Genomic DNA, 10525 nt, shown 5'->3' on the forward strand with positions numbered 1-10525 from the left:
TCGAGGCAGGCGGAGCCTGCCCGATAGCGCCTTGATACGCCATCGCCCAGAGGTCTCCACACAAAATCCACCCGGAGCCACCAACCAACCGCCCCACCCCATCCCCAACCACACAACAACCCCAACCCCCCACCGCAGAACCCCGCAACCCCCAACAACCTCCACCCCTCAGACCCCTAGATCGCCCACCAATAACCGCATCCCTCGGTCGGGGGAACGACCCCGCCATGACCCGGGAGATTAGCTAGCGTCCAAGGGCATGGACGGGTTGCTTGTGGCCTGCGCGTTCACGTTCGCGGTGTCGGCGGGCGGGCAGTCGGTGACGGCTCACTGCCCGATGCCGGTGTACCGGGTGATCGCGCAGTGCGGGGATCCGAGGTGGCCGCAGGGAGGGTGGACGGTGCGGGGACCACTGGCCGACGCGAGGGGGTCGACGGCGATGTGCGCGAAGAGCCGGATCATCGACTATCGGGTCGAGACCGCCTGACGAGTTCGAAGCAGAGCACGGCGGCGGCGCTGGCGACGTTGAGGGACTCGACGCCGCCGGACATGGGAATGGAGACCCAGCGGTTGATCAGGGGGCGCACGCCGTCGGTGACGCCGGAGGTCTCGCTGCCGAGCACGAAGGCGACCTTGGCCGGGAAGTCGGCGGTGAACACGGTGTTGCGGGCGCCGGCGTCCATGGCGATGAGGGTGTAGCCGGCGGAGCGCAGCAGCCCGGCGGCCTCCTCGGCGGTGTAGCAGCGAAGCACGGGCGCGGTGAAGGCGACGCCGGCGGAGGCCTTGACGACAAGGGGGTCGATCCCGGCCACGCCCTTGCGGGGAACGACGATGCCTTCGAGCCCGGCGGCGGTGGCGGTGCGCAGGATCATGCCGACGTTGGCGGGAGTGGTGATGCCGTCGAGCAGCAGCACCGAGGAAGGCGGGCGACGGTCGCCCAAGGCCGCACCCAACGTGCGCATCCGGGGCGCGACGACGTCGGCCAGCACGCCCTGGTCCTGCTTGCCGTTGCCGGCGAGCACCTTCACCCGCTGCGCGGACGCCCGCTGGACCTGGACGCCCCGGGCCCGGGCGGCGTCGAGGATCTCCCGCGCCGCCGGCCCCCGGGCGGTGTCGGCGAGCACGACCTTGTCGACGGACAGACCATCGTCGGCCAACGCCTCCAGCACCGGCTTGCGCCCGTAGACCGTGACGAACCGATCCTTGGGGGAGACATTGTCGACACCGGGGACCTCACGCACGCCAAGCAGGATGGCACAGCGGTACGGATGTGCCAGGATCGGCACCATGCCGGACCGCCTCTCGGCGCTGGACGCGTCGTTCCTGTACCTGGAAGACCAGACGACCCCGATGCACGTCGGCGGGATCGCGGTCTTCCGCAAGCCCCGGACCGGCTTCGACTACGACAGCCTGGTAGCGCTGATCGAGCAGCGGCTGGCGCTGGTTCCCCGCTACCGGCAGAAGGTGGTCCAGGTGCCGGGCCGGTTGGCCCGCCCGGTGTGGGCCGACGACCCGGACTTCGACGTCACCTACCACGTGCGCCGCTCGGCGCTGCCCAAACCGGGCAGTGACGAGCAGCTCAACGACCTGGCCGCGCGCCTGATGTCCCGGCCGCTGGACCACACCCGCCCGCTGTGGGAGACGTACCTGGTCGAGGGCCTGGAACGCAACCGCATCGCGGTGATCACCAAGACCCATCACGCCATGGTGGACGGCATCGGCGCGGTCGAGTTGGGGCAGGTGATCCTGGACGTCTCGGCCACGCCGAGGCCGCCTGCCGAGAACCTGTGGATGCCGCAGCCCGAGCCGGGCGCGCCGCAGCTGATCTTCGACGCGGTGGCCGAGATGGTGCAGCGGCCGGGCGAGCTGGTGGAGAACGCCCGGTCGGCGGCGCTGGACGCGGCGGCGACGGTGCAGAAGGTGGCCGAGGCGTTCACCGGCGTGGTGTCGGCGGTGAAGGCGGCGGCCCGGCCGGCGCCGGGCAGCCCGCTCAACGTCCGCATCTCGCACCAGCGGCGGTTCGCGACGACCCGAACCAAGCTCGACGACTTCCGCGCGGTCCGCAAGGCCCACGGCGGCACTGTCAACGACGTGGTTTTGGCAACCGTGTCGGGGGCGCTGCGGAACTGGCTGCTGTCCCGGGGCGAAGCCGTCAACTCGTACGCGACGATCCGCGCGCTGGTGCCGCTGTCGGTGCGCGACATGGAGTCGGAGAACGGCGTAGGCAGCAAGGTGCAGGCCTACCTGGTGGACCTGCCGGTGGGTGAGCCGAATCCGGTGGTTCGGCTGCACCACATCAGTCACGCCATGCGCGCGCACAAGGAATCCGGTCAGTCGGTCGCCGCCGACACCCTGGTCCGCGTGGGCGGCATCACGCCGCCCACGCTGCACGCGTTAGGAGCGCGTGCGGCCAGCTCGTTCTCCCGCCGCATCTTCAACGTGGTGGTGACGAACGTGCCGGGCCCGCAGGTCCCGCTGTACGCGGCCGGTGCGAAGATGATCGAGATGTTCCCGATCGTGCCGCTGGCCAAGAACCAGGCGTTGTCCATCGGGGTCACCTCCTACGACGGAGGTGTCTACTTCGGACTGAACGCCGACCGGGACGCGATGTCCGATGTGGACGTCGTGGCCGGGATGGTCGAGGAGTCGTTGGAAGAACTCGTGGGAACGGTGGCCACGTCATGAGGGTGTTCCTGCCCGCCACACTCGGATCGCTGCACCAGCTGGTGGCCGACGAGGAGTTCCGCCCGGTCGGCGGAACCGCCTTCGCGTTGACCCCGGCGCTGCGCGAGTCCTATTCCTCGGGCGACACCGAGGACATGGAGTACGCCGCGATGCTGGACGCGGCCCGCGCCTCGCTGCGGCTGCTGGCCGCGGAGCTGTCGGAGAACCCGGAGGCGCTGCCCCGCCGGGCGGTGATCGCCGCCGACGTCGACGACGTGAAGCTGCGGCCGGACCTGGACTACTCGGTGGTCAAGGTGCCGGGCACGGTGACCATGAAGATGATCGCCTCGGTGCACGTGGACACCGCCGACGCGGAGCCGGCGGTGCGGGCCGCCTCGGCCGTGGTCGACGCGGCCGATCTCGGCGACCCGGACGCGGAGTTCACCGTGGGCAGCGCCGAGGACCACGCCCTGGCCTGGTACGCGCCGCAGGAGTTGCCATTCCTGCTGGAGCTGATGTGATGGGTCCATGGACGCGGTCACCTCGGTACCCCAGCCGTACAACGAGCCGGTTCGCTCCTACGCCCCCGGCAGCGCCGAACGCGAGTCGCTCCAGCGCCGCGTGGCCGAGCTCGAAGGCAGTCGACACGAACTGACCATGACGATCGGCGGCCGGCGGCGGATGGCCGCCGGCGAGCCGGTCGACGTGGTCCAGCCGCACGATCACGCCCACGTGCTGGGCGTGACGGCGCAGGCCACCAAGGACGACGTGGCCGATGCCGTGCAGGCGGCCAAGGACGCCGCGCCCGCCTGGCGCGAGCTGCCCTTCGACGAGCGCGCGGCGGTGCTGCTGCGCGCCGCCGACCTGCTGGCCGGCCCGTGGCGGGACACGCTCAACGCCGCCACGATCCTCGGCCAGTCCAAGTCGGTGCAGCAGGCGGAGATCGACTCGGCCTGCGAGCTGATCGACTTCTTCCGGTTCAACGCCCACTTCGCCCGGCAGCTGATCGCCGAGCAGCCCCAGTCCAGCCCCGGCGTGTGGAACCGGTTCGACCACCGCCCGCTGGACGGGTTCGTCGTGGCGATCACGCCGTTCAACTTCACCGCCATCGCCGGCAACCTGCCGATGTCGCCGGCGCTGATGGGCAACACCGTGGTGTGGAAGCCGTCGCCGACGCAGCAGCTGGCCGCGCACTTCACCATGCAGCTGCTGGAGGCGGCCGGCCTGCCGCCCGGCGTGGTCAACATGGTCACCGGCGACGGCGCCGCGGTCAGCGAGGTGGCGCTGGCCGACCGGGACTTCGCCGGCCTGCACTTCACCGGCTCGACCGCCACCTTCAAACGGCTGTGGCGGACCATGGCCGACAACCTCGACCACTACTGGGCCTACCCGCGCATCGTCGGCGAGACCGGCGGCAAGGACTTCGTCGTCGCGCATCCCTCGGCCGAGCCCGACGCGCTGGTCACGGCCCTGGTCCGGGGCGCTTTCGAGTACCAGGGCCAGAAATGCTCGGCGGCCTCGCGGGCGTACATCGCTCGCTCGCTGTGGGAGGGCGGTGTGCGCGACCAGCTCGCCGACGTGACCCGCAGCCTCAGCTACGGCGACGTCACCGACTTCTCCCACTTCGGCGGGGCCGTCATCGACTCGCGGGCGTTCGGCAAGCACAGCGAGCTGTTCGAGCGGGTACGCAACGAGCGGCTCGTCGACATCCTCGTCGGCGGCGTCGCCGACGACCGCGTCGGCTACTTCGTGCAGCCGACCGTGCTGGTCGGCGAGGACCCGCGGCACGACGTGTTCACCACCGAGTACTTCGGGCCGATCCTGTCCGTGCACGTCTACGAGGACAACGACTTCGCCTCGGTGCTGGACCTGGTCGACACCTCGACCCCGTACGCGCTGACCGGCGCGATCTTCGCCACCGACCGCGCCGCGATCGAGCAGGCGCACCGGGCGCTGCGCTTCTCCGCCGGCAATTTCTACGTCAACGACAAGCCGACCGGGGCCGTGGTCGGGCAGCAGCCCTTCGGCGGCAGCCGCTCCTCGGGCACCAACGACAAGGCCGGCTCGATCCTCAACCTGACCCGCTGGACCAGCCCCCGCTCGGTCAAGGAGACCCTCGTCCCGCCCACCACCCACGGCTACCCCCACATGGGCTGACGCTGACGCACAGAAGGACAGCTGAGGCGCTTGGAAGGGGGCTTTCCTACACTCCGAGTGGAGGAAAGCCCCCTTCCAAGCGACAAATGAGGGGTCAGCTGCCTGCGGGGGGTGGGGAGAGTTGGGAGTCGGGGGGGACGGGGACGTCGACCGGCTGGCCCCAGGCGGAGTAGGTGCGGCTGACGGTGAGCGTGCCGGTGGTGGCGGGCACGTCCAGTTTGGACTCCGAGCGCAGGGGCAGGTTGCCGTTGCCGACCCAGAGCTCGTCGACCATGGCGCCGAGCTTGGCCTCCAGCAGGGTGGTGTCCTTCAGCGGCCCGTCGGGCAGCGTCTTGGCCATCGCGGTGAGATCCGTCTTCAACACGTAGTGCCGCGCCGGGACCACGCCCACGGGCTGCACATCGGAGCCGGTGACTGAGGTCGACGAGGCGTCCAGCGGCACCGCGAACGGCGTCAGGGTGGACTGCTTCAGCGACGCGAACAGCGGGGCGAACTGCTGCGAGAAGGCGTCGGAGCCGCCGTCGGTGGCCCGCACCCAGGGCTTGTCCGGCGGCAGTTTCTGGTCGGCCGGCAGTCGCACGTAGACGGCGGTCGGGGTGAGCACGAACGACATCGTGCTGGCGTCCGGGGACTTCACGGTCAGCGTCGCCGTCATCCACAGGCCCTGGTCGTCACGGCGGAACGCGCCGGTCACCGAGGTCACGGACTTGGCGGCGAGCAGCTCGGTGGTGGAGTCCACGGTGAACTTCGCGGAGCCCGGGCCGGACAGCTTCGCGGTCACCGCCTTGGACAGGTCCGGCAGCGCGGCCTGGGCCGGCGGTGCGACCGCCGGATCCGATGCGGCGGAACCGTCGACGCTCGACGAACACGCCGACAGGGCCAGCAGGGCGACGGCGGCGACGGCGATCCTGGCGATCACTTCTGAACCACGTAGACCAGCTCGTTGCCGAACTCCAGCTCCTCGACCTGCCACGGCCGGCCCTCGGCGTGCGCGGCGAAGCCGCTGGAATAGGTCCGGTACATGCCCTTGGACCGCTGCCCGAGCGTCTTGGTCGGGAAGCTGACCACAACCACCGGCGAGTTGATGGCGTCGATCAGGTTCCAGCCCAGCTTCTTCTGCTGGGTCTCGATGCACGGCACGGCCTTGAGCAGCAGCGTCACGTCGGCCGGCGCGGGATCGGGGCCGGTCAGCAGGTCGTGCACGGCGACCTCGTGCGGCACGCCCAGCACGGTCAGCGCCTCGTCCAGGAACGCCATCAGCCGGCTGTCGATGTCCGAGGCCCGGTAGACCACGTCCTCGCCGACCGGCATCCACTCCACGGTCAGCGGGTTCATGCCGCAGGCCAGGTCGGCGATCACCTTCGGCGGCTCCGGCAGCCGCTCGAAGATCGCGCCGTAGAACTCGTCCAGGATGGGCAGCCGCTCCTTGGTGGAGGCGTGCGAGGACATCGTCCGGGACAGCACGTCCCGGATCTGGTCCCGGCCCTCGGCCTCGCGCAGCAGGCCGAGCATCTTGTCGTACCGGGGCGTGCTCGGCAGGTACGCGCCGAAGATCTCGTGCAGCCCGCGCTTGGTGCGCTTCACCGCGTCGTTCACGTCGCCGCGCGCCGCGGTCAGCGACGCGGTCGCGATGCGGCGCACGGTGTCGTCGGCGACGCTGGCGTAGCGGGCGCTGTCCCGCACCGCCACCAGCACCTTCGCCAGCTTCTCCTCTTCCACCACTACCTACTCCTCGGCCAGCCCCGCCCGCGAGGCCAGCAGCCTACGCAGCGAACGCAGGCGTCCCTCGGTCGCCAGCCCCTCGGCCACGACCGTGTCCAACATGCAGTCCGGGTCCTCCGGCGGCCCCAGGTGCCCGCAGCCGGACGGGCACTCCTCGGCCGCCTCGGCCATGCCGGGGAAGGCCGCCACTATGTCGTCCGGCGTGATGTGGGCCAGCCCGAACGACCGGATGCCCGGTGTGTCGACCACCCAACCGCCGGCCGGCAGCGGGAACGCCACCGCCGACGTCGAGGTGTGCCGGCCCTTGCCCACGCCGCTGACCACGCCGGTGGCCCGCTCGGCCGCCGGCACCAGCTTGTTCACCAGCGTCGACTTGCCGACCCCGGAGTGGCCGATAAGCGCGGACACCCGACCGTCAAGACGTTCGGCGAGGGTGTTCGGTTCGCGGTCCGATCGGGTGACGACCACCGGCAGGTCGAGCTCGGCGTAGACGGCCAGGATCTCGTCCGGCGGGGCCAGGTCGGACTTGGTCAGGCACAGCACCGGCGTCAGGCCGCCGGCGTAGGCGGCGACCAGGCACCGGTCGATGAAGCCGGTCCGCGGCGGCGGGTCGGCCAGCGCCGAGACGATGATCAGCTGCTCGGCGTTGGCCACCACGACCCGTTCGAACGGGTCGGTGTCGTCGGCGGTGCGGCGCAGCACGCTGCTGCGGGGCTGGCGGCGCACGATCCGGGACAGCGTGTCCGGCTGGCCCGAGGTGTCGCCGACCAGGTCGACCTCGTCGCCGATGACCACCGAGGTGCGGCCCATCTCGCGGGCCCGCATTGCGGTCACCTTGCGGTCCGGGTCGCCGTCCAGCGCCACCGTCCAGCGGCCGCGGTCGACGCCGACCACCATGCCCGACTCGGCGTCGGCGTGGTCGGGCCGCTTCTTGCTGCGCGGCCGCGACCCCTTGCCGGGGCGGACCTTGACGTCGGACTCGTCGAGCCGACGCCAGTCGCCGCGCGTCACACCCGCTCCGCCAGCTGGAGCATGGCCGCCCACATGCCGGGGAAGTCCGGGATGGTCTTGTTGGTGGTCGCGATGTCGTCCACGGAGATGCCGGGGACGCGAAGGCCGATGATGGCGCCGGCGGTGGCCATGCGGTGGTCGGCGTAGGCGTGCCAGAGGCCGCCCGTGAGCTTCGCCGGCCGGATGACCAGGCCGTCCTCGGTCTCGTCGGCGTCGCCGCCGATGCCCCGGATCTCCGCGGTCAGCGCGGCCAGCCGGTCCGTCTCGTGACCGCGGATGTGCGCGACGCCGCGGATTTGGGTCGGGCTGTCGGCCAGAACCGCGATCGCCGCGACGGTCGGCGTCAGCTCGGAGGCTTCGTGCAGGTCGATGTCGATGCCGGTGGGGCGCTGCGGACCGGTGACGGTGAGGCCGTTGTCCGACAGCGACACCCCGCAGCCCATCTGGGCCAGCACGTCGCGCATGACGTCGCCGGGCTGCGTGGTGACCAGCGGCCAGTCCGGGATGACGACCGTGCCGCCGGTGGCCGCCGCGGCGGCCAGGAACGCGGCGGCGTTGGACAGGTCCGGCTCGATCCGCCAGTCCCGGGCCCGGATGACGCCCGGCGCGACCGTCCATCGGTTGGGCTCGCTGTCGTCGACCTCGACGCCCACGGCCCGCAACATCTCGATGGTCATCTCGATGTGCGGCAGCGAGGGCACCGGCTTGCCGTCGTGCAGCACGGTGACGCCCTGCTCGTAGCGTGCGCCGGACAGCAGCAGCGCCGAGACGAACTGCGAGGACCCCGACGCGTCGATGGTCACGCTGCCGCCGCGCATCGAGCCCGTGCCGTGCACCGTGAACGGCAGCGAGTCGCCGTCCACGGACGCGCCGAGCGTGCGCAGCGAGTCAAGGACTGTGTTCATCGGCCGGACCCGGGCCGCCTCGTCACCGTCGAAGCGGACGTCGCCCTCGGCCAGCGCCGCGGCTGGCGGCACGAACCGCATCACCGTGCCGGCCAGGCCGCAGTCCAGGTCCGCGTCGCCGCGCAGCGGACCAGGCGTGACCTCCCACGCGCCCTGGTGGCCGTCGGCCACGCGAACCCCCAGCGAGCGCAACGCCGCCGCCATCAGCTGGGTGTCGCGGCTGCGCAGCGGCAGGTGTATCACCGAGGTCCGGTTCGCGGGGTCGGACGCCGACACAGCGGGGCCGTCGGCGAGCGCCGCGAGCAACAGGGCACGATTGGTGATCGACTTGGAACCGGGCACGGGCACGGTCGCGCGCACGGGCTCGGTGACGGACGGGGTTGGCCACGGCTGCGTCATGGGGGTGATGATTCCCTACTCGGCGGCTCGTGTTCCCCCTCGGGGGCCGTGACGTGCGACGATGGATTCGGAGGTGGTCAGGGGTGTGCGGCAGGTATGCCTCCACGAAGGACCCGGCGACGCTGGCCGTCGAGTTCGACGCGCTGGACGCGACCGAGTCGGAGGCGCCGGGCGCGGACTACAACGTCGCGCCGACGAAGCCGGTGCTGGCGATCGTGGCGCGCCATCCTCGTGACGAGGAGGGCAAGCCCGACCCGGACTCCGTGGTGCGCAGCATCCGCGTGATGCGCTGGGGCCTGGTCCCGACCTGGTCCAAGGACCGCAACGTGGGCGTGAAGATGATCAACGCCCGGTCCGAGACCGCCGCGACCAAGCCGGCCTACCGGGACTCGATGGCCCGGCGGCGCTGCATCCTGCCGGCCGACGGCTGGTTCGAGTGGAAGCGGGACGGCGGCGCGAAGGAGCCGTTCTACATCACCAACCCCGACGGCTCCAGCCTGGCCATGGCCGGGCTGTGGACCGCCTGGCGGGACCCCAACGAGCCGGACTCGCCGTGGCTGGTCACCTGCGCCGTGCTCACCACCGACGCCTTCGGGCCGCTGGCCGAGGTCCATGAGCGGATGCCGCTGGTGCTGCCCCGGGAGTCGATCGAGCAGTGGCTCGCCCCCGACAAGGGCAGCGACGACGTCGCCGAGCTGCTCGCGCCGTCCCAGGAGATCGTCTCCCGATTCGAGCTGCGGCCCGTGTCCACCGCCGTGAACAGCATCCGCAACAACGGGCCCGACCTGCTCGTGCGGGCCGAGCCCGAGCCCGAGGTCGCCGAGCTGGACCTCTTCTCGTGACCAGGACCGAGGTCGAGACGCCCTTCGGGCCCGCCCGGGCCGAGCTGCACTGCGCCGCCGAGAGCCGAGCCGCCCTGCTGCTCGGCCACGGCGCCGGCGGGGGCGTCGACGCCCCCGACCTCGTCGCCGCCACCCGCGCCGCCACCGCCGCCGGCGTCCACGTCGCCCTGGTCGAGCAGCCCTACCGCGTCGCCGGCCGCCGGGCCCCCGCACCCGCTCGGCAGCTCGACACCGCGTGGCTCGCTGTGGCTGAAGAGCTGGGCCAACGCTGGTTCGACGGCCTGCCCCTCCTGTTCGGCGGCCGCTCCAGCGGCGCCCGCGTCGCCTGCCGCACCAGCACCGACGGCCAGGCCGTTGCCGTCCTCTGCCTCGCGTTCCCCGTCCATCCCCCCGGCAAGCCCGACAAGACCCGCCTCCCCGAACTCGACGCCGTCGAGGCCCCCACGCTCGTCGTGCAAGGCTCCCGCGACCCCTTCGGCATGCCCTCAGCCGCCCACCACCGCGAGGTGGTCGTCCTGGCTGGTGACCACTCCCTCAAGGCCGACGTCAACGGCGTCACCAAGGCTGTGGAGGAATGGTTGAACCGGGTTCTTCACACGCTTGACGCTTGAGGGTTTTTGGTGGGTGTGGTTGTGGGTGCGGGTGTGGTTCTTGTGCCCGCGCCGCGCGGTTGCCGGGGGTGGGGATTGCGGTGAGGGGTGGGGGTGTTTGAGGGGGCGTTATCCAGGCTACTCCGGGTGGATTTTACGCGGAGACCTCTGGGCGATGGCGTATCAAGGCGCTATCGGGCAGGCTCCGCCTGCCTCGATACGCAACAAGCTTATG

The 10525-nt window shown here is 71.3% G+C and carries 11 protein-coding genes; 6 read left to right on the top strand and 5 right to left on the bottom strand.

Features of this window, described 5'->3' with window-relative positions; translation table 11 throughout:
• Positions 1–259: 259 nt before the first annotated feature.
• A complete protein-coding gene (locus tag ACIG5F_RS48920; RefSeq protein ID WP_396527225.1) occupies positions 260–487 on the top strand; it encodes a hypothetical protein in 228 nt (75 codons plus the stop codon).
• On the opposite strand, the gene ACIG5F_RS48925 is transcribed toward ACIG5F_RS48920, so the two are convergent.
• A complete protein-coding gene (locus ACIG5F_RS48925; RefSeq protein ID WP_396527226.1) occupies positions 459–1241 on the bottom strand; it encodes a TrmH family RNA methyltransferase in 783 nt (260 codons plus the stop codon). The genes ACIG5F_RS48920 and ACIG5F_RS48925 overlap by 29 nt on opposite strands.
• A 46-nt stretch (positions 1242–1287) precedes the next feature.
• Here ACIG5F_RS48925 and ACIG5F_RS48930 point away from each other — a divergent pair, with 46 nt between their 5' ends.
• The 3 genes from ACIG5F_RS48930 to pruA are packed head-to-tail and all read left to right on the top strand — an operon-like array spanning position 1288 to position 4821.
• Positions 1288–2685, top strand: coding sequence for a wax ester/triacylglycerol synthase family O-acyltransferase (locus ACIG5F_RS48930; protein WP_396527227.1), 1398 nt, complete (start codon positions 1288–1290; stop codon positions 2683–2685).
• Positions 2682–3185, top strand: coding sequence for a DUF6912 family protein (locus ACIG5F_RS48935; RefSeq protein WP_396527228.1), 504 nt, complete (start codon positions 2682–2684; stop codon positions 3183–3185). The genes ACIG5F_RS48930 and ACIG5F_RS48935 overlap by 4 nt, the downstream gene beginning before the upstream one ends.
• Before the next feature lie 7 nt (positions 3186–3192).
• Entirely contained in the window at positions 3193–4821 is a 1629-nt protein-coding gene (gene pruA, locus ACIG5F_RS48940) for an L-glutamate gamma-semialdehyde dehydrogenase (RefSeq protein WP_396527229.1), read from the top strand.
• A gap of 94 nt (positions 4822–4915) precedes the next feature.
• Here pruA and ACIG5F_RS48945 read toward each other — a convergent pair whose 3' ends face one another.
• Genes ACIG5F_RS48945 through aroA form a run of 4 tightly spaced genes read right to left on the bottom strand, consistent with a single transcriptional unit; the run spans position 4916 to position 8858 of the window.
• The gene (locus tag ACIG5F_RS48945; protein WP_396527230.1) at positions 4916–5740 is read right to left on the bottom strand and encodes a hypothetical protein; all 825 of its coding nucleotides are present in this window, start codon (positions 5738–5740) and stop codon (positions 4916–4918) included.
• Positions 5737–6540 (bottom strand): 16S rRNA methyltransferase, encoded by an 804-nt coding sequence (locus tag ACIG5F_RS48950; protein ID WP_396527231.1) that lies wholly within the window; start codon positions 6538–6540, stop codon positions 5737–5739. The genes ACIG5F_RS48945 and ACIG5F_RS48950 overlap by 4 nt, the downstream gene beginning before the upstream one ends.
• Positions 6541–6546: 6 nt before the next feature.
• On the bottom strand, positions 6547–7554 hold the full coding sequence (gene rsgA / locus ACIG5F_RS48955) for a ribosome small subunit-dependent GTPase A (protein WP_396527232.1): 1008 nt from the start codon (positions 7552–7554) through the stop codon (positions 6547–6549).
• Entirely contained in the window at positions 7551–8858 is a 1308-nt protein-coding gene (gene aroA, locus ACIG5F_RS48960) for a 3-phosphoshikimate 1-carboxyvinyltransferase (protein ID WP_396527233.1), read from the bottom strand. The genes rsgA and aroA overlap by 4 nt, the downstream gene beginning before the upstream one ends.
• An 83-nt stretch (positions 8859–8941) precedes the next feature.
• Here aroA and ACIG5F_RS48965 point away from each other — a divergent pair, with 83 nt between their 5' ends.
• Both ACIG5F_RS48965 and ACIG5F_RS48970 read left to right on the top strand, forming a co-directional pair.
• Entirely contained in the window at positions 8942–9700 is a 759-nt protein-coding gene (locus ACIG5F_RS48965) for an SOS response-associated peptidase (RefSeq protein ID WP_396527234.1), read from the top strand.
• Positions 9697–10311, top strand: coding sequence for an alpha/beta family hydrolase (locus ACIG5F_RS48970; RefSeq protein ID WP_396527235.1), 615 nt, complete (start codon positions 9697–9699; stop codon positions 10309–10311). Before ACIG5F_RS48965 ends, ACIG5F_RS48970 begins: the two co-directional genes overlap by 4 nt.
• The last annotated feature ends 214 nt before the right edge of the window (positions 10312–10525 follow it).

The sequence above is a fragment of the Kutzneria sp. NPDC052558 genome, from assembly GCF_044547355.1.
GTDB lineage: Bacteria > Actinomycetota > Actinomycetes > Mycobacteriales > Pseudonocardiaceae > Kutzneria.

Bases quoted from the DNA above. Each gene is read 5' to 3' on its own strand.
- ACIG5F_RS48935 (WP_396527228.1), top strand. From the start codon at position 2,682: ATGAGGGTGTTCCTGCCCGCCACACTCGGATCGCTGCACCAGCTGGTG.
- aroA (WP_396527233.1), bottom strand. From the start codon at position 8,858: ATGACGCAGCCGTGGCCAACCCCGTCCGTCACCGAGCCCGTGCGCGCG.
- ACIG5F_RS48920 (WP_396527225.1), top strand. From the start codon at position 260: ATGGACGGGTTGCTTGTGGCCTGCGCGTTCACGTTCGCGGTGTCGGCG.
- pruA (WP_396527229.1), top strand. From the start codon at position 3,193: ATGGACGCGGTCACCTCGGTACCCCAGCCGTACAACGAGCCGGTTCGC.
- ACIG5F_RS48930 (WP_396527227.1), top strand. From the start codon at position 1,288: ATGCCGGACCGCCTCTCGGCGCTGGACGCGTCGTTCCTGTACCTGGAA.